The 23,425-nt window shown below is 32.3% G+C and carries 22 protein-coding genes and 1 tRNA gene; 10 read left to right on the forward strand and 13 right to left on the reverse strand.

What is annotated here, in order from left to right; all coding sequences use genetic code 11:
* Positions 1 to 20: 20 nt before the first annotated feature.
* The 4 genes from V8G56_RS13490 to V8G56_RS13505 form a co-directional block, all read right to left on the reverse strand.
* Positions 21 to 1,526, reverse strand: coding sequence for a RagB/SusD family nutrient uptake outer membrane protein (locus V8G56_RS13490; RefSeq protein WP_395438990.1), 1,506 nt, complete (start codon positions 1,524 to 1,526; stop codon positions 21 to 23).
* Between the two features lie 22 nt (positions 1,527 to 1,548).
* Positions 1,549 to 4,551, reverse strand: coding sequence for a SusC/RagA family TonB-linked outer membrane protein (locus V8G56_RS13495; protein ID WP_395438991.1), 3,003 nt, complete (start codon positions 4,549 to 4,551; stop codon positions 1,549 to 1,551).
* 229 nt (positions 4,552 to 4,780) lie between these two features.
* Positions 4,781 to 7,567 carry a helix-turn-helix and ligand-binding sensor domain-containing protein gene (locus tag V8G56_RS13500; protein ID WP_395438992.1) on the reverse strand — a complete coding sequence of 929 codons (2,787 nt, stop codon included), beginning with the start codon at positions 7,565 to 7,567 and terminating at the stop codon, positions 4,781 to 4,783.
* Between the two features lie 540 nt (positions 7,568 to 8,107).
* A tRNA-Arg gene (locus V8G56_RS13505) sits at positions 8,108 to 8,181 on the reverse strand.
* 84 nt (positions 8,182 to 8,265) lie between these two features.
* On the opposite strand from V8G56_RS13505, the gene V8G56_RS13510 reads away from it, so the two are divergent.
* The 6 genes from V8G56_RS13510 to V8G56_RS13535 all read left to right on the forward strand — a co-directional run bounded on the left by V8G56_RS13510 (position 8,266) and on the right by V8G56_RS13535 (position 12,430).
* Complete coding sequence (locus tag V8G56_RS13510) at positions 8,266 to 8,901, forward strand: Crp/Fnr family transcriptional regulator (protein WP_395438993.1); 636 nt, start codon at positions 8,266 to 8,268, stop codon at positions 8,899 to 8,901.
* 57 nt (positions 8,902 to 8,958) lie between these two features.
* On the forward strand, positions 8,959 to 9,516 hold the full coding sequence (locus V8G56_RS13515) for a YeeE/YedE family protein (protein WP_395438994.1): 558 nt from the start codon (positions 8,959 to 8,961) through the stop codon (positions 9,514 to 9,516).
* A gap of 3 nt (positions 9,517 to 9,519) precedes the next feature.
* A complete protein-coding gene (locus tag V8G56_RS13520; RefSeq protein ID WP_395438995.1) occupies positions 9,520 to 9,933 on the forward strand; it encodes a DUF6691 family protein in 414 nt (137 codons plus the stop codon).
* A 1-nt stretch (position 9,934) separates the two neighbouring features.
* The gene (locus tag V8G56_RS13525; protein WP_395438996.1) at positions 9,935 to 10,732 is read left to right on the forward strand and encodes a sulfite exporter TauE/SafE family protein; all 798 of its coding nucleotides are present in this window, start codon (positions 9,935 to 9,937) and stop codon (positions 10,730 to 10,732) included.
* A 63-nt stretch (positions 10,733 to 10,795) separates the two neighbouring features.
* Positions 10,796 to 12,211: an MBL fold metallo-hydrolase gene (locus V8G56_RS13530; RefSeq protein WP_395438997.1), complete on the forward strand. Its 1,416-nt coding sequence runs from the start codon at positions 10,796 to 10,798 to the stop codon at positions 12,209 to 12,211.
* A 15-nt stretch (positions 12,212 to 12,226) separates the two neighbouring features.
* Positions 12,227 to 12,430, forward strand: coding sequence for a YgaP family membrane protein (locus V8G56_RS13535; RefSeq protein WP_395438998.1), 204 nt, complete (start codon positions 12,227 to 12,229; stop codon positions 12,428 to 12,430).
* A gap of 19 nt (positions 12,431 to 12,449) precedes the next feature.
* Here the strand turns inward: V8G56_RS13535 and V8G56_RS13540 are convergent, their stop codons facing one another.
* The 7 genes from V8G56_RS13540 to V8G56_RS13570 form a co-directional block, all read right to left on the reverse strand.
* Complete coding sequence (locus V8G56_RS13540; protein WP_395438999.1) at positions 12,450 to 12,725, reverse strand: ATP-dependent Clp protease adaptor ClpS; 276 nt, start codon at positions 12,723 to 12,725, stop codon at positions 12,450 to 12,452.
* A gap of 16 nt (positions 12,726 to 12,741) precedes the next feature.
* Complete coding sequence (prmA, locus tag V8G56_RS13545) at positions 12,742 to 13,578, reverse strand: 50S ribosomal protein L11 methyltransferase (protein ID WP_395439273.1); 837 nt, start codon at positions 13,576 to 13,578, stop codon at positions 12,742 to 12,744.
* Between the two features lie 151 nt (positions 13,579 to 13,729).
* Complete coding sequence (gene tpiA / locus V8G56_RS13550; RefSeq protein ID WP_395439000.1) at positions 13,730 to 14,479, reverse strand: triose-phosphate isomerase; 750 nt, start codon at positions 14,477 to 14,479, stop codon at positions 13,730 to 13,732.
* Positions 14,476 to 14,964 (reverse strand): TlpA family protein disulfide reductase, encoded by a 489-nt coding sequence (locus tag V8G56_RS13555; protein WP_395439001.1) that lies wholly within the window; start codon positions 14,962 to 14,964, stop codon positions 14,476 to 14,478. The genes tpiA and V8G56_RS13555 overlap by 4 nt, the downstream gene beginning before the upstream one ends.
* A 31-nt stretch (positions 14,965 to 14,995) precedes the next feature.
* The gene (locus tag V8G56_RS13560) at positions 14,996 to 16,072 is read right to left on the reverse strand and encodes an ABC transporter permease (protein ID WP_395439274.1); all 1,077 of its coding nucleotides are present in this window, start codon (positions 16,070 to 16,072) and stop codon (positions 14,996 to 14,998) included.
* 23 nt (positions 16,073 to 16,095) lie between these two features.
* Positions 16,096 to 17,190, reverse strand: a complete 1,095-nt coding sequence (locus tag V8G56_RS13565) for a BT_3928 family protein (protein WP_395439002.1) — start codon at positions 17,188 to 17,190, stop codon at positions 16,096 to 16,098.
* A gap of 30 nt (positions 17,191 to 17,220) precedes the next feature.
* Complete coding sequence (locus tag V8G56_RS13570) at positions 17,221 to 17,766, reverse strand: DUF1599 domain-containing protein (RefSeq protein WP_395439003.1); 546 nt, start codon at positions 17,764 to 17,766, stop codon at positions 17,221 to 17,223.
* Positions 17,767 to 17,930: 164 nt separating this feature from the next.
* Here V8G56_RS13570 and folP point away from each other — a divergent pair, with 164 nt between their 5' ends.
* The 3 genes from folP to V8G56_RS13585 are packed head-to-tail and all read left to right on the forward strand — an operon-like array spanning position 17,931 to position 20,274.
* Entirely contained in the window at positions 17,931 to 18,764 is an 834-nt protein-coding gene (folP, locus tag V8G56_RS13575; RefSeq protein WP_395439004.1) for a dihydropteroate synthase, read from the forward strand.
* Positions 18,764 to 19,453 carry a hypothetical protein gene (locus tag V8G56_RS13580; protein ID WP_395439005.1) on the forward strand — a complete coding sequence of 230 codons (690 nt, stop codon included), beginning with the start codon at positions 18,764 to 18,766 and terminating at the stop codon, positions 19,451 to 19,453. Before folP ends, V8G56_RS13580 begins: the two co-directional genes overlap by 1 nt.
* Positions 19,454 to 19,488: 35 nt before the next feature.
* On the forward strand, positions 19,489 to 20,274 hold the full coding sequence (locus V8G56_RS13585; RefSeq protein WP_395439006.1) for a diadenylate cyclase: 786 nt from the start codon (positions 19,489 to 19,491) through the stop codon (positions 20,272 to 20,274).
* Positions 20,275 to 20,299: 25 nt separating this feature from the next.
* On the opposite strand, the gene V8G56_RS13590 is transcribed toward V8G56_RS13585, so the two are convergent.
* On the reverse strand, positions 20,300 to 22,066 hold the full coding sequence (locus V8G56_RS13590; protein ID WP_395439007.1) for an ABC transporter ATP-binding protein: 1,767 nt from the start codon (positions 22,064 to 22,066) through the stop codon (positions 20,300 to 20,302).
* On the reverse strand, positions 22,067 to 22,810 hold the full coding sequence (truA, locus tag V8G56_RS13595) for a tRNA pseudouridine(38-40) synthase TruA (protein WP_395439008.1): 744 nt from the start codon (positions 22,808 to 22,810) through the stop codon (positions 22,067 to 22,069).
* Between the two features lie 74 nt (positions 22,811 to 22,884).
* On the opposite strand from truA, the gene V8G56_RS13600 reads away from it, so the two are divergent.
* Entirely contained in the window at positions 22,885 to 23,382 is a 498-nt protein-coding gene (locus V8G56_RS13600; protein WP_395439009.1) for a metallophosphoesterase family protein, read from the forward strand.
* Positions 23,383 to 23,425 lie beyond the last annotated feature (43 nt).

The following is a 23,425-nucleotide window of genomic DNA, read 5'->3' on the forward strand; positions in this document are numbered from 1 at the left end:
AAATATTTTCAAAATAATAATTAATAATTTGGATTTTGTATCAGCACACCCTGTGATTGATCTATAGCTGCTTGTGGTATTGGATAATACTCATGTTTTGGTAGAAAACCTAAACTTCCTAGAACAGCAGTTCCATCACCCCAACGAACGACATCGTAAAAACGCTCGCCTTCCAAAGCCAATTCAATCCTTCTTTCATGTTTGATAGCTGCTAGAGTTGCCGTTACATCTGGTAGTACAGCTGCCCCGCCTCTTGCTCTTGCTCTTACCTGATTTAAATAGTCTGAAGCAAGTGCTGCATTTCCTGTTTGAAATGCTGCTTCTGCTGCCATTAAAAGAATATCAGCATATCTAATAATCTTTATATTTTCCCAATTATTCTGTCTTTGACTTAATTTAGTTCTAGTTGCCGCTTCTGTATAAGCTTTTTTGTTCCAATATAATTGATCTAACGGAGGCGTTCCAGGTAATATTCCACTACCATAACCCCCATCATCTTCACCTGATACTAAAATGGTATGGTCTTTTCTAGGATCTCCTGTTTCATAAGCATCCACTAAATTTTGTGTAGGCACATTAAAACCCCAACCTAAGTCCCAAGCACCTGTTCCTCTTACGCCTTGAGATACATAATAATTATTACTGAACGTTTGCCCAGATTCTGTAACCAGTTGCTGCACTTCAAAGATAGATTCAGCAGAATTGTTGCCTTCAAGACTGAATAAAGTTTTGTATGAAGGCACTAATGTATAAACTCCAGAATTGATAACTTCTTCACTTTTAGCCAAAGAAGCTGTGTATTTTTCTTGTGAACTGGTTGTCGAAGCTTGATATAAATATAATTTAGCCAGTAAGGCATTTGCAAAACCTTTGGTAGCCCTACCTTCAAAATTAGACACCCAAGTTAATGGCAAATGTTCACTTGCATATAATAAATCAGCCTCAATAAAAGCATCAACTTCTGCTACTGTAGATTTAGCCTTATTACCATCTGTTACTTCTACTATTTTTTTATCAATTATAGGGATTTCACCATAATCTCTTCGTAAATCAAAATAAAGAAAGGCTCTTATCATTCTAGCTTCTGCCATATTTATCATCGTCCCAGTATCAGTTAACCCTGAAACTTCAATGGCATCTATTAAATCATTACATGCATTAATTACTTTGTAATGGTCATTCCAATTGCCATCATTAAGAAAAATATCTTTGGAATACCCAAAATCATTAAAATCAGCTCCTGCTTGTGCTGCATCACCTGCCGAACTTCCTTTTGCGGCATCATCAGAACGAATACTTTGGAACCAATATCTCGTCCAATCTGAAACAGCTGAATTTCTTAGTTGCCCATAAAGTCCAAAAGCATCTGCTTCAAAACCACCGGTGGTTAGATCTCCTACTGTGGCAATTCCTAAGGGTTTGGTGTCTAATAAATCACCATTACACGAAGCAATAAATAATAATATAAGTAGCGCACCTAATGTATACTTTATATTAAAGAATGTTTCTTTTATTATATTATTCATAATTATTAGTTTTTATATTTTATTAAAATGACACACTAAAACCTAAGCTAGTAACCATTGGTAAAGGATATCCACCATTATCAATACTAAACTCAATCGGAGATCCTCCTGCTTCAGGGGTAAACCCAGAATTATGTTTCCAAGTATATAAATTTTGTGCGTTGATGTACAATCTCATATTAGTAAAATCAATACTTTTTATACTCATTCGTTTAAAATTATAAGCCAATTGGATATTCCTTATTCTTACATAACTACCATCTTCGATATTATAAGTAGAATTTAGTTTGTTATAGCCTGAAGCTTCCGTTAACCTTGGCTCCCAGTTGGAGGTCCCTGCACCAATCCATCTATTTTCCCTAACTGCTCTGTAATTAAATTGGGCAAAAGTACTTCCATTACCCCAGTTTCTCCAGATTTCATTTCCATAAACACCTTGTACATCTATGTCTAATGAAAAGTTTTTATAAGAAAGATTTGTACTTATACCATAAGTAAAATCAGGGGTTGGATTTCCTATTACTGTTCTATCATCTGGTGTTATTTCACCATCACCATTAACATCTCTATATTTAAAATCTCCAGGGGTGTAAGCTCCTAGCGCACTTGGTGGAGAAGCGGCAATATCTAAATTCGATTGATAAAGACCATCAACTATATAACCGTAAAACGAACCAATAGGATCGCCTGCTCGGGTACGAGTTGGTCCAGAAAAAACCTCAAAACCTGGCTCAAATACTGAGTTTACGGTATTTTTAATAGTTGCTAAATTTCCACTTATTGAATATTTAAAATCTGGACCGATGTTATCATTCCAAGAAGATGTAAATTCAAATCCCCTATTTTCGATTTCTCCGGCATTTGTATAAAATTGATCACTTCCACTTGAAACAAATACCAATAAATCTTTTGTTAATTTATTATAATAGGTAGCTTCAAATTCTAATCTGTTGTCAAAAGTAGCCATCTCAATACCAGCTTCATAAGAAGTAATCGTTTCCCATTTTAAATTATCTGTATTTCTGTATGCCAATACATATGCAGGAATAACACTTTGCGGATTGCCTAATACAGCAGAAGCGCCTAGTTGATAATTAGGTAAATAAGGGTAGTGCACCGCATTATATTGATTTCCCAATTCTCCATAAGAACCCTTAATTTTCAAATAATTTATAGAACTATTTTCCATGAATTTTTCTTTACTTACTTCCCAAGCTGCACCTAATGACCAAAAATTTTGACCTCTAGTTTCTTTTGGCAATTCGGAAGAAGCATCTCTTCTAAATGAACCGTTTAAGATATATTTCCTCTTATAGTTATATAAAACACGAAATAAACCAGATGTAGTCGCTCTATCCCATTGTTCTGAGTTTGAAATCCTTGTATCTGGATCACCAAACGGGAACACATTTAAATACCAAAATCTTGGATCGTTTGGAATTGGATCGCCTCCTGCTAATTGTTTTACTGAGCCATTAATGTTTTCAAAATATTCTTGAAATGTAGTATAACCTAATAAAGCCGTAATACCATGGTCTCCAAATTCTTTTGTATAAGTTAACAGATAATCTTGTTGAAAATCTTGTTTGATATTATTGTATTGATAAACACTCGATAATATTTGCCCGGAATAATTGGCAATTTCATCACTCTCTGCTACATATACTGGTGTGAGTGGCGAATAACCCCTTCCTTTTGTATTATCATAATTTCCAGAATATGCAGTTCTAAAGGTGAAATCCTTTAAAAATTTGAATTCTGCAAAAATGTTACCTACAAATCGATATGAATTATTAATATTTTTAGGTAATCTTTCGTTTACAACGAGAAGAGGATTGCCTATTTGAGCTCCACCAATTGCAATGGGTAATTGGTTATAAATACCTTCTGAATTAAAAGGGCTGACTATAGGAGTGGCATTTAAAGAGGATACATAATTCCCTAGATTTGGTAAATCTGATTTTACTCCACTAATACCTATCCCTACTTTAATATTATCTGAAATTTTAACTTCATCATTGATATTAAAGGTTACCTTTTGTAATTTTTCATTTTTTATAATGCCTTCTTCCTCTAAATATCCCAAACCAACACTCATTTTATTTGATTCGTTACCACTTTGAATACTTAAATTGGCATTTCGAACTGTTGCACCATTATTTGTAATTTCATCAACCCAATTAGTATTGCCGTTAAACAAATTATAAAAACCATAAGGAGCAGATCCATCATTATCCAATCGTTCATCATATAATGTTTTAAATAAATTAGCATCTGCCATGTCTGGTTCTCCAGTAATATTTTTAAAACCAGTAGATGCTGAAAAGGTAATATTTAATTTTCCTTCTTTTGCCTTCTTAGTTGTAACAAGAATGACTCCATTAGCTCCTCTTACTCCAAATATGGCTAAAGACGATGGGTCCTTTAATAACTCAATAGAATCGATGTCATTTGGATTGATATAGCTAATGTCTTCACTAAAAATTCCATCAACCACATACAAAGGCTTCGTTTGATTTCTACTCACAGTTCCCCTGATACGTATATCAGGTTCCTGTCCAGGTTGTCCAGAATTAACTACCGATAAACCTGCAACTCTACCTTGCAAAGAAGCAACTGGGTTTGCATTGGGTTTGTCTGCAACAATATCACCCTCAACCCTAACAATTGAACCGGCAAGATCTCTTTTTTTGGCAGTACCATAACCGACTACAACAACTTCACCCAAAGACTCAATATCTGTGTCAAGAGCTATGTTAATTATAGTTTGGTTACTAATAGTAATTAATTTTGTTTTTAGTCCAAGAGAGCTAAATTCAAGAATTTCTCCTTCGCTAACTTGTATAGAATAATTACCATCAAAATCAGTACTTACTCCTCGACTTGTTCCCTTTACTATAACATTAACACCTGGTATTGGCATATTATCTTCTGAACCCGTTACCGTTCCAGAAACTATCATATTTTGGGCAAAGCTACTCACAGAGACCAGAAAAAGTAATAATAAAATAATTTTTGTTTTCATATACACAATTGAATTAATTAGTCAACTACAAGATAGAGCCTATTTTTAGTTTGAGGTAAAAAGCCATTACACTTTAAATACGCCATTAATCAGTAATAAAGTCAAATTAACTATATATGACGTATACTAAAACAATATTTAAGTGAGTGAAAAGGGCTAATAAAACGTTATATGACGTAGTAATGAAGTATGTTACAACAAGGGATAACGTAATTTTAAATACACTTTATTACAAATTTATCAAATATGATGTTAAAGAAATGTCATTTTCTACATCTAATTTCTTTTTTAGTCTGTATCTATGTGTTTCTAAACCTCTTAAAGAAACATTCATCAAAGGTGCAATTTCCTTATTTGATAGATTCATTTTGATGTATGCACAAATCTTTAAATCTTTCGGAGTTAAATTTAAATGTTTAGACTTAAGACTATTAAAAAACTCTTCATGAACTTGATTAAAATTATATTCAAAAATTTTCCATTCATCTTTATGTTCAATGGATTTATCTACTTTAGTTAAAATCTTTTTATATGCATATTGATTTTTAAAGCTATCCTTATTATCAGTTAATTCGTTTTTAATATCCTGTAATGTTTCATTCTTCTTAACTAAAGCCATAGCTGTATTTGCCAACTGTTTACTCTTCAATTTTACTTCATTTCTAAGTGATTCATTCTTTAATTGAACTATTCGCTTTTCATTATCCAAAGTTTTTTCTCTTAATATCTCTTGCTGCTCTTTTGCGAATTGAATTTTTAATAATCTCTGTTCTATAATAACTTTCCTCTTATTAACTAAATATAGAATAAACCCTGCAATCGCTATTAAAACAAAGTATATAATAAAACCTAAAGTGTCTTTGTACCAAGGTGGCAATACTTTTATTGTTAATTTATTTGGCAAAGATGATTTTTCAAAATTATCACTTGTTCTAAACAAAATAGTATAAGTACCATCCTTTAAATTTGATAGTTCTAGCTTATCTTTATCTAACCTATTCCACTTCTTAGAATCTAATTCTAATATTGAATACTCAAAGAAATGATTACCTGATTTTGGAGATGAAACCGATATAACAAGACTACTGTTTAATTTAAATTCGATAACTCTTTTAGGCTCTAGTTCAATTAACTCTTTATTAATTTTTATACTTTCAATTTGGGGTTTTAAAAGTGACTTTTTTGAATCAAATCTATTATTAATAAGCATAAAACCATTGTTCAAATTAAGCGTAAAAGTAGAATCAGTAATCTTAGAAACCTTTTCGTTACCAATGATTAAGCGGTTTTCGAAATATTTATTTGATAACGAAATATCCTTTTCTTTATTTAAAATTGATTTAAAGCTAATAACATCATTTGGCATTTTAAGCACTAATTGATCTACGTCATCTTCAGATATTATATAAGAATTCTTCCCAAAATTTTCATTTAATAAATCAAAGGGAACTATGCTATCAAGTATGGGTTCATATTTTAACCATCCATCATTAGTTTTAATACAAATGATGTTTTTTATATTGTAAACTCTAATATTAAAATCAGAAAAAACACCTCTTTTATTATAATTTTCTATACTAATTATTGAATCGTAATTTTTTTCAAACTTGATTTTATAAAGACCTTTATAAGCGTGAGCTGCCCATGCAATATTTTGATCTTCAAAAACTAAAAACCGAATTGGCATCGTGGTTTTACCTAAATGCTTAATTTCCCATTTGTCCTTAGTCTTTTTGAACCGAACAAGTCCGGCATAAGTGCCTTCTATGAAAATATTTTTATGTTCCGGTACATTTTTAATTATCCAACCACCCGTATAAGTTGAAATAGGAAATAGCTTTTTATCTTTGACCAAAAAAGTTCCATCATTGTGCCCACAAAATAGTTCACCATTAATTTCCTTTAAGTACCATACTTGACCATGCGAACCTTTTACAAATTCCAGTCTATTATTTTTGTCCAAATAAAAGAGCCCTGTATTACTACCTATATAAATGACATCGTTAAATTTTACAACATCATAAACAGCTCCTAATTTTCCGGAAATATCATTAAAAAAATAATTAGGACTGCTCAAGTCAATAGACGCAATTCCATTATCTAAACCAAGCCACAAAGTATTGTTCTCATCTAAATATTGGCCTAAAATGGTATTATTAACCAATCCATTTTCCTTATTTATATGAAAAATAATTTCACCCTCATTATTTGTAAGATAAATACCGTCTTTGATTGTTCCAAAAACCATGTTTCCATTTTTCAGGACTGAAAAGGCATTTAATTGTTGCTGTTTAATGAAACTATTAACCTCAAAATTTACAGGTAACATTTTATTATTATCATAAATAAAACAACCTTTAAGAGAGGTTGTAATAAGCAGCTTAGAATAATAATTTACTATAGAAACAATCTTGGTGTCATATAAAACTTTATCATTTATTTTAGATATTAGAGCATTATTTTCAAGCTGGTATATTCCATTTTGAAGAGTAGATACATATAATGAATTGTGCACAACATCACATGAAATAATTGTAGAATCAATATTTATTTTTTTTATTGCGCCATTAACATTATACAAGTAAATATTTGAAAATGACCTAAAAACAATTGTTTCATTAAAAGACACGATTTGCCATATTTCTTCATTTACAGAAATATCATTTCGAATTGAATCACTTAATGAAGTATATATTAATGCTCCAGTTGAATTATTTTTCCAATAACCAAACTCTTCATACGAACCAGTATAAATCCTTTCATTCACAGCCAATACGGAACGTATGGTAGTTTTATTTGGTAGTTCCTTAAAATCCCATTTTAGCCCATCATATTCTAACAAACCATTATTATTTGCTACATAAACTTTTCCATTTTCTGCTTTTGAAACGTCCCAGTTCTGATTACCAGCATTATATTCAGATAATGAATAATTTTGAAAATATGGCGTATACTGTGCAACTAACTTATTATAGAAAAAAACAATAATTAAAAAAAAAGAGAGTCTTAGTTTCATAATTATACAAATATATTCAATTTAAACACACTTTATTATGAATTAATCTTTACGCGAAAAGAGAAACAATCAAATTTAGATTCCCCTCATATTCAAGGTCTTTACTGTTTATTTTTGTGGCACTAATTTTACCTTCAGATTTTTTGAGATTGTGGATAATTCGGAGGTACATCGGATAACTCTTGATATCCTCAATCTTTTTTGGCGTTTTAATGTAAAATTTGAGTGTTGTTGCCATAATTTTTAAATTTTGTTAAAGATTTAAATTTTTATAAAATATTTGTGGAACAAAAAAGTGACATGAACTGAATTGTTATAAACACAATTGAAAACAAAGGCCTAAATTAACTACGCTTTTAGATATAGAGATTTTATACCTTTTCCGCGTTTTAACATTTTAGTGAAATATTATTTCGTTTGGTGAAATAATAGTGAAATAAAAAAACGGGTTTAAACGAAATTTAAAGAACCCAACTGAAAACAAAAACCCCACAGTTCCTAGGAACTGTGGGGTAATGAATTTTATTGATTTCTATTTTGTGACCTCGACTGGATTCAAACCAGTAACCTCTTGAGCCGTAATCAAGTGCGCTATTCAGTTGCGCCACGAGGCCGTTTTTGTGGCTGCAAATATAGTATTTTTATTAAATTACAGCCAAACTATTTATTTCAATTTTGAAAAATGATTACTTTTGGGCATGACAAATAAATTACTACAACAAAAATTTAATCAAATTCTAGATGAAAAACTGTTAAATGAAATATTTGAAACAGGTATTTATAAGGAATTTAAAAAGGATGATATTATTATAGATATCAATCAGCCACTTAATTATATTCCTTTATTATTATCTGGAAATATAAAAATTTTACGAGAAGACGATCATGGTAATGAACTGTTACTGTACTTCCTTGAAGCTGGTGATACTTGTGCCATGTCACTAACCTGTTGCTTAAAAACTTCTAAAAGTAATATTAGAGCCGTCGCTGAAAGTGACTCTAGTTTAGTTTTAATACCTGTAAAAAAAATTCATGATTGGTTTCACACTAATGCGAGTTGGCGAAATTTTATTTTAGATGCTTATCAAATACGCTTTAATGAAATGCTTGAAACGATTGATACCCTAGCATTCTTAAAAATGGATGAGCGCGTATTTAAATATTTAATTGACAAAGTTAAAATAAGCGCATCAACCAGTTTAGAAATTAAACACAATGACATTGCTGATGATTTACACACTTCAAGGGTTGTGATTTCTAGAATTTTGAAACAATTGGAAAATGAAAATAAAATTAAATTAAGTCGCAACAAAATTGAAGTATTACAATTTTAAATTATTTTAATTGAAAAAAATCTTCGCCTTAATTTATAATAATAACAAATTTAATTCATGGAATATATTTTAAACCCATGGCCATGGTATATATCGGGGCCTTTAATTGCTTTGGTTATGGCAATGCTACTCTATTTTGGAAAAACGTTTGCAATGTCCTCAAACCTAGCAACCATGTGCTCTATGGCAGGTGCTGGAAAATTTATAGACTTTTTCAGATCTGATTGGAAAGAAAAAAAATGGAATTTAATTGTCATTCTTGGTGCACTAATTGGTGGTTTTATTTCTAAAAATTACCTGTCAGTTGAAACAAATACAAATCTTAATTTAAAAACTATTAATGAATTAAATAATCTTGGTTTTAATAACTCTGGAAAAAGCATTGTTCCAGATGAACTCTTTGGATTTGAAGCCATTACTTCTGCACACGGATTACTTATTTTAATTATAGGAGGTATTTTAATTGGATTTGGAACACGCTACGCTGGTGGATGTACCTCAGGTCATGCCATCACAGGATTGAGCAGCTTACAAAAACCTTCTTTAATAGCTGTGGTTGGTTTTTTTATAGGAGGCTTAATAATGACAAATTTTATTTTACCCTACATATTATAAGTTATGAAATATTTTAAATTTTTATTTATAGGAATATTTTTTGGAATTGTACTGTTCAAATCTGAAGCCGTTTCCTGGTACCGCATTTATGAAATGTTCCGTTTTCAGTCATTCCATATGTATGGTATTATAGGCACGGCCATCGCTACAGGGCTTATCTTTTTACAAATTTCAAAAAAACAACATTTTAAAAACCTTCTAGGTCTTGAAATTAATGTTCCAGAAAAAGAGCGTGGTTTTATCAGATATATAGTTGGAGGTATTATCTTTGGATTAGGCTGGGCACTTGTTGGTGCTTGTCCAGGACCTATGTATATTTTAGTAGGCGCTGGAGTTTACAGCATGATTATTGTAATTTTAGCGGCATTACTGGGCACTTTAATTTATGGAGCCGTAAAAGATAAACTACCGCATTAAAATGGATTCATTACAAATTTTTGGATATTTAGGCGCTTTACTTGTAGGACTGGTTTTAGGTCTGGTAGGTGGAGGAGGTTCTATTTTAACGGTCCCATTACTGGTTTATGTTTTGGGTTATAATCCTGTAATAGCAACCGCATACTCGCTATTTGTAGTTGGCTCTTCCTCAATGGTAGGGGCTGTCCAAAAAATAAGAAAAGGATTGGCAGATATTAAAATTGGATTAGCCTTTTCATTTCCTTCTTTCATGGCGGTGTATTTGTCAAGAAGATATTTAGTTCCTAACCTGCCGGAAGTGTTATTTAATATAGGTGCTTTTCCCATTTCTAAAGACATGGCCATCATGACTTTTTTCTCAATAGTGATGCTTTTGGCCTCCATTTCAATGATTAGAACTAAAAATGAAGAGAAAGAATTATTGAATTTTAAGCAACCCTATTACATGACTTTCATTCAAGGAATTGTTATTGGAACTGTAACGGGCATTATAGGTGCAGGTGGTGGTTTTTTATATGTTCCTGCCTTGGTTCTTTGGGCAAATCTCCCAATGAAAAAAGCAGTTGGAACCTCCTTAATAATAGTAACCATAAACTCTTTAATAGGTTTTACTGGTGATTTACAAACAATCGAAATAGAATGGTTATTTTTATTAACGTTTTCTTCCTTTACTATTATAGGGATTTTAATTGGGGTATTTATTTCAAAATATATCAGTGGTAAGAAATTAAAAAAAGGCTTTGGATGGTTAACTTTAGCCATGGCTTTTTATATTCTATATAAGGAAATAAATAACTAAACGTCACAAATATTACATAAGAACTAAGACTATTTTTTATTTTTACATTTTAAAATTTACTGAATGAAGATTGAACAAATATATACTGGATGTTTAGCACAAGGAGCCTATTATATTGAATCAAATGGCGAAGTTGCTATTATTGATCCTTTAAGAGAAACACAACAATATGTTGATAAAGCAAATAAAGAAAATGCAAAAATTAAATATATTTTTGAAACCCATTTTCATGCAGATTTTGTTTCTGGTCATGTAGATTTGGCCAAAAAAACTGGGGCAACTATTGTATTTGGTCCAGGTGCTGAAACAGATTATAGCGCATACATTGCTAAGGACAATGAATCATTTAAACTTGGTAATATTACCATAAAGGTATTGCATACGCCAGGCCATACACTAGAATCTTCAACCTTTTTATTGATTGATGAGAAAGGCAAAAATCATGCTATTTTTTCTGGTGACACCTTATTTTTAGGTGATGTTGGGAGACCTGATTTAGCGATAAAATCTGATTTAACCAAAGAAGATTTAGCTGGCATGTTATATCACTCATTACGCGATAAAATAATGCCTTTGGCTGATGATGTGATTGTCTATCCCGCTCATGGAGCCGGTTCTGCCTGTGGCAAGAATTTAAGTAAAGAAACTGTAGGAGTTCTTGGTGAGCAAAAACAAACCAATTACGCGCTTAGAGCTGATATGACTAAAGAAGAGTTTGTTAAAGAAGTATTGGATGGTATTCCTCCTCCTCCACAATATTTTGCAAAAAATGCCATGATGAATAAATCTGGTTATGACCCCTTTGAAATGGTGTTGAAAAAAGGGAATATCCCATTAGAAATTGATGAATTTGAAGCCATAGCTAATCATGAGAGTGCACTGGTACTGGACGTAAGACCAGAACATGAATTTATTACAGGACATATACCTAATTCTATATTTATTGGTATACATGGTGCCTTTGCACCTTGGGTTGGTGCATTAATACCAGATCTAAAACAACCCATCCTATTAGTGACTCCAAAAGGAAAAGAAAAAGAAACAGTAACACGATTATCACGTGTTGGATACGATAATACCTTAGGATATTTAAAGGGAGGATTTGAAAGTTGGAAGGCTTCTGGTAAAGATGTAGATGTTTTAGATTCTATTACAGCAGAAGAATTTACGCATAAAGCTAAGGTTCAGAACCTGAATATTTTGGATGTTAGAAAATCTGGCGAACATCAATCTATGTATTTAAATTTAAAAGGTGTTGAAAATTTTCCTTTAGATTTTATAAATGATAACCTACACACTATTGATAAAACTAAAACCTATCATATTCATTGCGCTGGTGGTTACCGTTCTGTTATTGCCGCCTCTATCTTAAAAGCACGCGGTTTCTTTAATTTAGTCAATATTGAAGGAGGTTTTGAAGAACTTAAAAAAACAGGCGTACAAATGTCAGATTTTGTATGTCCTTCAACTATAAAATAAATTAAACTATATATTATGAAAAAAAACATGGGAAGTACAGACAAAGGTATTAGAATAGTTATGGCGCTGGTAATAGCTGCTTTATACTATTTTAAAGTTGTAGAAGGCACTTTAGCATATGTACTAATGGCATTTGCCCTTGTATTCTTATTGACAAGTTTCATTAGTTTTTGCCCACTTTATTTACCTTTTGGACTTAATACTTGTAAGAAGAAGTAATTTACTTTACAAGATTTTTTTAAATAATTTCAGCGTTTAACCCGGCTTTCAACAACATAGAGCATCGTGGTTTTAAATCGTTGTATGGACCTGTTTTTACCGTACATTTCCCGTTATAATGCACTATCAAAGCACATTGCTCTGCTTGTTCAGGCGTATGCTCACAAGTTTTCATGAGTGTTTCAATAACATGATCAAAGGTATTGACATCATCATTGTATAAAACAATTTCTTTTTGAGACACCAATTTTTCGTTAAGTAAAAGGTCTTCTGAAGTTTTTTCTTTAGTACTCATAGCAAGAATTTTTTGACTAATTTAAAAATTTTAAAGAGACCCAATTATTTCTTTCTAACTTTTCTTGAAATTTTAACATATGTTTTTCACATGCTTGCTGAATCATGGGAATATCTTCCTTGTAAAATCCACTTAAAAATAACAGACCTTTTTTATTTAAACAGGCGGCGTAAACTGCCATGTCCTTAAGTAAAATATTACGGTTAATATTAGCAATAATAACATCATACTTTTTGTTGCTTAACACGCTTGCATCTCCTTCTATTACCGTAATATGCTCACAGTTATTACGCTCCACATTTTCAATACTGTTAACGTAACACCAATTATCAAAATCAACTGCATCAATGGGTCTGGCGCCTTTCATTTCTGCTAAAATGGCTAAAACTCCCGTGCCGCAACCCATGTCTAAAACCGATTTATCTTTAAAATCATTGTTTAAAATATGTTGTATCATCATATGCGTGGTTTCATGATGACCCGTACCAAAACTCATTTTTGGTTCTATAACAATATCGTATGTAGTCTCTGGTTTTTCATGAAATGGCGCACGCACAGAGCATGCATCATCAACAACTATTGGGCTAAAATTTTTCTCCCATTCTTCATTCCAGTTAACCTGCTCTATATCATCAAAGGTGTAAGAAATTTCAAATTCATCAGAATTCAGAATTTGAATATCATTTAAAATGTCACCGTTCCACTCTTCTTTTTGAATGTAGGCTGTAACTCCTTCTTCGGTTTCTACAAAACTTTCAAATCCGGCATAACCCAGTTCTGCAATAAGAATTTCAACTCCTGGTTGTAATGGTGTTACTTTAAACTGGTAACCTATATAAATGATGTTATACATGTTATTTACCATCTGTTATTTTTGATTTAGGAATATCTTCGTTTATTGAAGTTTGCGTTAGCGATAGAAACGGCATCCTTTTTGGCGCTAAAAGCGCCAAAAAGATACAGTGGATAGCGCGACCCTTGGGTAACGCCCAAAAGATTATTTTTTAAAATGCGTTTACAATAGCAAAAAAGTCAGTTGCATTAAGCGCTGCTCCACCTATTAAGCCACCATCTACATCTGGTTTAGAGAAAATTTCCTGGGCATTATTTGGCTTGACACTACCACCATAAAGGATAGAAACAGCATCTGCAACTACTTTACCATACTTATTACTTAATGTCTTTCTTATAAAAGCATGCATATCCTGAGCTTGTTCAGGGCTTGCTGTTTCGCCGGTTCCAATGGCCCAAACAGGCTCATAAGCCAACACAATATTTTTAAATGCTGATGCTTCTAAATGAAATAAGGCGTTTTTTATTTGGCTCTCAACAATATTTTCGTGATTGCCAGATTTTCTGTCTGCCAATTCTTCACCAAAACAAAATATAACACGCATGTTATTAGCTAAAGCAGCATCAACCTTTTTGGCTAACATCTCATCTGTTTCATTAAAATAGGCTCTGCGCTCACTATGACCCAAAATTACTGTATTAACGCCAACACTTTTTAACATGCTTGCGCTAATCTCTCCAGTGTAAGCTCCATTTTCTGCGAAATGCATGTTTTGCGCAATGACTTCAATATCATTGTTACGTAATGCATCAAATGCTCTAAATAGGTTTGTAAATGTTGGTGCCACCATCACCTCAGCATTTGAAGTTTTTTTGATTTTTTTTAATTCAGTAATTAATGATTCTGTTTGTGCTAAATCATTATTCATTTTCCAGTTTCCTGCTACTATTTGTTGTCTCATTTTAATTCGTCTTTTATTTTTTTATCGTCTGCTTCAACAGCTTTAAATACTTTTATGTTTCCTTCTTTATCAATGACCATATATCTTGGTATCCAATCCAGATTGACAAAGGAACCAAAATCTCCCTTCCAACCAGATTGCATGAAATAATGATTTCCATTGACATCATATTTTTCAATCCCTCTTTTCCAGGCTTCCTGGCTTTTATCCAATGACAAAAAGATATACACTACTTCTTGATGTGTTTGCTGTAAAACTTTAACTTTTGGCATGCCACCAATACAATCCTTACACCAAGAGGCCCAGATATCAATGACTATAGTTTGGCCTTTATGGGCTTCTAAAATGTCCTTAAAAGTCACTTCTTCTCCTTGTAAATTTAAAAAGCTGTCATTTAATGCAGCTTCTGAAAATGAAGTTGGTTCCTGACCTTTACAACTCAAGAAAGCCAAGCAAACTAAAAGTAAGTATTTAATTTTATTCATCTTCAATAGTATCTTTTTTGAAAGTGCAAATTTAGTCTAATTTTATTTTAGGGTCTAACCAAGCATAAATTATATCCACAAAAATATTGATAATTATAAAGAGTATGGCTATAATGAGTACTGAACCCATAATTACAGGTAGGTCCAAGGTATTTAATGCATTGACTATTTCTTTCCCCAATCCATTCCATCCAAAAATATACTCCACAAAAACGGCTCCTGCTAACATGGAGGCGAACCAACCCGAAATAGCTGTCACCACAGGATTCATAGCATTTTTAATGGCATGTTTTCTAATTATTTGAAATTCACTAAGTCCTTTTGATCGCGCCGTACGGATATAATCCTGATTAAAAACTTCCAGTAATGAATTTCGCATGAGCTGTATGACCACCGCCAAAGGACGAATCCCTAAAACAACAGCTGGAAGTAATAGATTTTTCCACTTAATATGCATCCCCTCGCCGAAATCATCTAATTCATATAAGCTTCCTGTCATCTGTAAATGGGTGTATTCATGCAGCACATAACCAAAAAACCAGGCAAATAAAATGGCACTGAAAAAGGAAGGAATACTCATTCCAAACGTACTTAATATTTGAATCATCTTATCTATCCATTGGTCTTTGTACAGCGCTGAAAGAATCCCTAAACAAATCCCCAAAATCAATGCAATAACAATAGCTGAAACCGCAAGTACAAAGGTATTTGGAAGGGTTTCGGCTAAAACATCACTGACACTTTTACCTTGTTTGGTAAAAGATTCTCTTAAATAGGGCCATTTAAAAACGGTAGTGGTATTTCCTATTGTAAACAAGTTTAAAGAATGGTATTTATCCTTACGTAAAAAAGTATAATCTTCTTGAGATGTGGAATGAAATGACACTGGTGATAAATCATTTAAATAATATAAATACTGCGTACTTATAGGTTTATCAAACCCGTATTTCTGTTTCACAATGGCTAATTGATTGCTATCTTCATTCTGCCCTAACATCATCTGGGCAGGATCACCAGGTAATACATTAAACAAAAAGAAAATCACCGTGACTACTCCAAATAGAGTAAGAAAAGCATAACCGATTTTATTTAATAGATAGTTTAACAGGTGTGTATATTATTATTTTAAAACTATAATTTCAAATCTTCCAGATCATTCCAATGCACTTTTTGCATGATGGTTCCCTTGTTTAACTCTAAGATCCCGGGATTTGATCGAACCACCGTTTTTAGGGCCTTTTCGTCACATAAATAAAAATCGAAATTAAGTTTATATTTTTCCTTTATTTTTTGTTTAGCTTCTTCTCCTGAAGCAGTCAGACCAATAACGGTATATCCTTTTTTAATAGCTTCATCTGAAAACGATTTTAATTTTTCAGCGCCTGCCTTTTCTATATTTTCTAAACTATAAGATACAATCATGATCAATTTATCTTCTGCCAGAAAATGTTCTGTTAAATCTTCATCGTTAGATTCTATTGAAAAATCAACAACCGGTGGTTGATAACCATCTTTAATAACTTTAGTATCCACAGAAATAAAATCACCTTCCACACTTGGGTAAGTTCCATTAGTAGTAATGACTTTTTCTTCACCATTTACCTTAAATTTCCAATAATATTCAATCAAAGGCTTTGCGGCATCCTCCGGAATACGCATACCTTCCTGAATGTTGGCACCAATATGATAGGCTCTAAAATCTTTAGAAGGTAAATGCATTAATACGTGATACCCAAACCAAAAGCTCAAGATAAAACTGAGTAAGGCTAAAATTGTGGTATTTAATTTATTGAAAAGAGGATTGATATGCTTAACTCCAATAAATAAAATGAGTATAAAAACTAAAAGAACAATATCTTTAGTAAAACTTTCCCATGGCGTTAATTTTAAAGCATCACCAAAACAACCGCAGTCTTTAACTTTATCAAAATAAGCGGAATAAAATGTTAAAAACGAAAAGAAAACAATCATTGATAACAGACTCCAAACAGTAAATTTTGGTTTATACCCAATAATTAAAAAAACACCTAAAACCACTTCAAAAACAACGACCAAAACAGAAATCATTAGGGCATAAGGTTCTAAAAACGGCATATTTAAAACTTCTACACTAAAGTATTCTTGTAGTTTATAAGAAAACCCTAGTGGATCATTAAGCTTAATTAATCCGGAAATAATAAATAAAATGCCTACAAAGAGTCTTGAAATGCTTACTAAATATTTCATAAGAATATTTTATGTTTTAATCAATTAAAATTAATTTCTACCAGCTTCAATATGTATTAATGCAAAAACAGCGTAATTAATCATGTCCTGATAATTCGCGTCAATGCCTTCACTAACTATTGTCTTACCGGCATTATCCTCTATTTGTTTAACTCGCAATAATTTTTGAAGAATTAAATCTGTTAAGGAACTCACTCTCATATCACGCCATGCCTCACCATAATCATGGTTTTTATCTTCCATAAGTTGCTTGGTAATCGCTACTTTCTCGTCATATAAAGCAGTTGCTTCTTCGGTTGATAAATCAGGTTGCTCAACAATACCCTTGTCTAATTGGATTAAGGCCATAATACAATAATTGATAATCCCAATAAACTCGCTAACTTCGCCTTCATCAACTTTTCTGACAGCGTTTTGTTGCAGGCTTCTTATGCGTTGTGCTTTTATAAAAATTTGATCGGTTAATGAGGGCAAACGCAATATTCTCCAGGCGCTTCCATAATCTTTCATTTTTTTTATAAATAAGCTTTTGCAAGTATTTATAACTGCATCATATTGTTTAGAGGTATCCTGCATTGATTACTTGTATTTTGTGTAAATTTCGCTTAAATAGTTTAAAGTTCAAAGTTGAATGTTCAAAGTTTTAAAATGAATTGAGAAACTTTAAGTTTATATAGCTAATTTTGAATTTATCCTAATCAGAATCTTTATTTTTATACTCTCAATACGGCATCAGATACATGACTATTAATTGCAAAGGACACCTTATAGATTTATCATCGCCAAAAGTGATGGGGATTTTAAATGTCACACCAGACTCCTTTTATGACGGAGGCAAACACAGCTCAGAAAAGACTATGTTAAAGCATGTGGAACATATGCTATTTGAAGGAGCTACTTTTATTGATATAGGCGCTTATAGTTCTAAACCAGGCGCTGATTTTGTGAGTGAAGATGAAGAACTTACCCGTATTTTGCCAATAATTACTCAGGTTTTAAAAGAATTCCCGGAGGCTTTGCTGTCTGTTGATACCTTTAGAAGTCAAGTTGCAAAGGAATGCATTCAAATGGGAGCCGCATTAATAAACGATATTTCTGCCGGAAAACTGGATGGTGCCATGTTGGAAACCGTGGCTCATTTGCATGTCCCTTATATTATGATGCATATGAGAGGCACCCCGCAAACCATGCAAAAACAAACTGTTTATAATAATCTTGTAAAAGATATTTTGTTTTACTTTTCTGAACGCATTGCGGCAGCGAGACAATTGGGAATTGTTGACCTGATAGCCGATCCTGGTTTTGGTTTTGCAAAAACCTTAGAACAGAATTTTGAATTATTAAACCAATTAGAGCTTTTTAATATCCTGGAATTACCCTTACTTGTTGGTATTTCAAGAAAATCAATGATTTACAAAACATTACAAAGTTCTGCGAGTGAAGCACTCAACGGCACTACGGTTTTAAACACCATTGCCCTACAAAAAGGCGCTAATATCTTACGTGTTCATGATGTAAAAGAAGCTATAGAGACCATCCAATTAGTGCAAGCCTTAAACCCAAACATTACTTAATGAAGCCCCTTTTTTATTATTTACTCTTTTTTTCTATAATAGTTTCATGTGGACAAGACAGAACAGTCCAACTGCCTGAAATAAAACATGCGAACATTTCAAAAATTAATGATGTATCGGCTGCCTATTTATTTTATGACGAAACGAAGGCTGATAGCGTTGAACTTAACAGGAAAAATTTAATTAGTACAACCAACTGGCTAGTTAATGTTGATAAACGACTAACTCTCAAACAAATTCTTCCTCATATTAAGTTTTTACAAGATAAAAAAGGAACATCAAGTCATAAGAATGAAAATGCCAAAAACTATTTTACCTGTAATGATAGCAAGATAAAGAACTTAGGATTTATTGAATTTACAGATGTGGTTTATCATCAAGAAGATTCAGATATATATCTTAATAAAAATAAGGCACTTGTTAATCAAATTATAAACATAAAGGTTAAATCATTAGATTCAACTTATGTGTCATTTATTCGGAATGATACGGTGTTCATTCACACCTCAAATCAAAAGGAATTATTAAGTCATTTAGAAAGTAATTTAACGGGGCAAGGTAATGCCCTTATTATCTCTGAATTTAATGAAAATTTATCCTTTCAAGATTATATAACCTACAAATCTTTATTGTCTCAAATTAATTTAAAGAATGTTAGGATAGCTAATGATGAATTTATCTTTAATTAGCTTTAATTTATTAAATTTACCAAAACCCATATGCTTTGGATATTTTTAAAGACATTTTAAAATTTACCGTTGTTGATGTCATCGATGTCATTTTAGTGGCACTGCTACTCTACTACATATACAAGCTAGTAAAAGGTACCGTTGCGATCAATATTTTCATAGGTATCATTATGATTTATTTAGCGTGGCGCCTTACAGACTTTCTTAATATGGAATTGCTGACCGGTATTTTTGGAGGGTTTATGAAAGTGGGTATCATAGCATTAATAGTAGTCTTTCAGCCTGAGATTCGGAAATTTTTATTAATGGTTGGTTCCACTAATTTTAGCCGAAGACGAAACATTTTAAAACATCTCAATTTTTTAAAATCTGAAACTGGAGATGAAACAAATGTAGACACTATTGTCTCAGCCTGTAATAAAATGGCCCTATCTAAAACAGGTGCTTTAATCGTATTAGAACGTAATAATAATTTAGATTTTCTTATTTCAACAGGCGATGAAATGAATATTAGAGTAACGCAACCCATCATAGAAAGTATCTTTTTTAAAAACAGTCCTTTACACGATGGTGCTATTATTGTTAAAAATAATATTGTGAAAGCAACTCGTGTGATTCTTCCTGTTAATAATGAAAAAGTTATTCCACAACGCTTCGGACTGAGACATAGAGCCGCGATTGGGGTCACTGAAAAAACAGATGCCTTAGCACTGGTAGTAAGTGAAGAAACCGGACATATCTCTTACTTTGTTGATGGTGAATTCGTTATTTTTAAAGACACTGCTGAACTCACTGAACGGATTAAAAAGGATTTAATGTAAATGTATTGAGCAAGAATATTAAAAACTATACCTCTTCCTCTTTTAAAAACTGAACTTCGTATAGGTTTTTATAATAGCCATCTTGTTTTTGCAGCAATTCATCATGTGTACCTTGCTCAACAATAAGACCAGAATCCATCACAATAATTTTATCAGCTTTCTTGACTGTGGCTAATCGGTGCGCAATAATAATGGACGTTCTTCCTTTAGTTATCTTATCCGTTGCTATTTGAATGAGATGCTCAGAATAAGAATCAACTGAAGAAGTTGCTTCATCTAATACTAAAATACTCGGATTAGTTACATAAGCCCTTAAAAATGCAATTAATTGGCGCTGCCCAGAAGACAACATAACCCCTCGTTCCTTTACATTATAATGATACCCTCCTGGCAAACTTGAAATAAAATCATGTATCCCAATATTTTTTGCTGCTTCAATGACGTGTGCTTCAGTAATCTCAGGATTATTAAGCGTAATATTACTTACAATAGTATCAGCAAATAAGAAAACATCCTGTAAAACCACAGCTATCTGAGTTCGTAACGAGGCCAGTGTAAAGTCTTTTATATTAATGCCATCAATCTCAATCACACCATCTTTAATTTCATAAAACCGATTCAATAGATTTATAATGGTTGATTTTCCTGCACCCGTAGCCCCAACAATAGCAACAGTTTCTCCAGATTTTACCTCAAAAGAAATCCCTTTTAATACACTTTCATCTTCAACATAATTAAAATACACCTTTTTAAAACTAATGTTTCCTTTGAAGGATGAAGCCTTTAAAGTGCCACTATCATCAATTTGCGATGTGGTTTCCAATACTTTAAATACCCTATTGGCAGCCACCATACCCATTTGTAAGGTATTAAAGTTATCAGCTATCTGTCTTAATGGTCTAAACAGCATAGGAATGAACATGATAAATGATACTAAATCACCTTCTGAAGCCGTTTCACTAAGCACTACATTTAATCCGCCATACCAAGCCACCAAACCAATAGTTATAGAAGTTGCTAATTCTGCAATTGGAAAGAAAATAGAGTTGTACCAAACGGTTTTAAGCCAGCCCTTTTTATGACGCTCATTGATCTCTTTAAATTTTTCATATTCTGTGTCTTCACGCGTAAATAGTTGCAGGATTTTCATTCCTGTGATGCGCTCCTGCACAAAAGAATTTAGATTTGAAACTTCAGTCCTCACTTCTTCAAAAGCCTTTTTCATATACTTTTGAAAAATTCTTGTTGCATATAAAACAACTGGAAGCATAATGAACACAATGAAGCTTAACTTCCAATTCATAAACAACATAAATATAGACACCACAATCATGGTGAGTAAATCTCTGAAAATAGTAAAGAGTCCTTGCCCAAAAATATCAGCAATGCGTTCCATATCAGTAACAGCCCTTGTAATAAGCACTCCTACTGAAGAATTATCATAATACTGCATTTTAAAACGCAGCAGATGATTAAATAACTTGACCCTCACATCTTTGACGACATTTTGACCTAACCAGCCCGAATAAAAAATAAATAATAACTGGAATATCACTTCTAAAAAGAGCATGACAGCCATAATCACTATATAAGGAAAAAAGCCTTCTATCGTTTTTGTTGCAATGTTATTATCAATGGCTAATTGTAGTATTTTAGGTCTAACAGCTCCAGACACTGCAATAAGGATAACCGCCACGATAACTCCTACAAAAACCTTACTATAAGGTTTTATATAAAGTAAAAGACGTTTAAATAAATTGATGTCAAAAACTTGTTCTTTTGTTTCGCTCATTTATATTTTTATATCTTCCGGATATTCAACTTCTATCAAATAAAGCGCATGTGCTGGCACTGAATAGCCTGCTTCACTCCTACTTTTAGAATTTATTATATTATGTAATTCTTCAACCTCCATTTTGCCCATACCAATGTTTATCATGGTTCCAACAATAGCTCTTACCATATTTCTTAAAAACCTATCTGCTTTAATTATAAAATGAAGTTCATCATTTTCTAGGTACCAATGTGCTTTCTTAATAGTGCAATTATAAGTTTTTACATCGGTATTACTTTTTGTAAAGCATTGAAAATCTTTATGCTGAAATAAGATTTTTGTAGCAGTATTCATTTTATCAACATCTAACCCATTTGATAAGAAATAAGCATTTTCAAAATTAAATGGATTTTTCCTCAAAGCTATTCTATATCTGTAGGTTCTGCTAATGGCATCAAACCGAGCATGCGCTTCCGTTTTAACTTTGAAAATGTTATAAATCGCCACATCTTTCGGCAAAAATGAGTTTAGTTTAAATACTAATTCTTCTTCACTAAAATCAATATCAGTATCAAAATGAGCAAACATTTGTAAGGCATGGACACCGGTATCGGTGCGTCCGGCACCAACAATGGCTATTTTTTCTTTTAAAATTAGAGATAAGGCGTTTTCTATAACTTCTTGTACCGAAATATCATTAGGCTGATTTTGCCAACCATGATAATCTTTACCATTATAAGAAAGTTCAATAAAATACCTCAATCTAATTTGATACTTTTGTTAGAGCACAAAGATAATTAGATTTACGGGTTTAGTTTTACCATTAACAATTTATAATGATAAAAATATTATTGCTGTCTGACACGCACAGCTATATAGATGAGGATATTTTGAAATATGTAAAAGAAGCCGATGAAGTTTGGCATGCTGGTGATATTGGAGACATAGTAGTTACGGATGCCATTAAAAAAATTAAACCCATTAAAGCGGTTTATGGTAATATTGATAACAGCATTATTCGCTCAGAATTTCCTGAACATAACAGATTTATGTGTGAAGATGTTGATGTATGGATCACACATATAGGTGGATATCCTAAAGCTTATGATGTGAGAGTTAGAGAAGCAATACAGAAAAGTCCACCAAAGTTATTTATATGTGGCCACTCCCATATTTTAAAAGTGATGCCTGATAAAAGTTTAAATCTACTGCACATGAATCCAGGAGCTGCTGGTAAACATGGATTTCATAAAATACGAACCATGCTTCGCTTTACCATTGATGGCAGCAAAATTGACAATTTGGAAGTTATAGAGTTTAATAAAAGGCACTAAAAAACCCAAAGTTTTCACTTTGGGTTTTAACGCACTAATACTA

It is taken from the genome of Gaetbulibacter aquiaggeris (assembly GCF_044003965.1).
Lineage (GTDB): Bacteria > Bacteroidota > Bacteroidia > Flavobacteriales > Flavobacteriaceae > Yeosuana > Yeosuana aquiaggeris.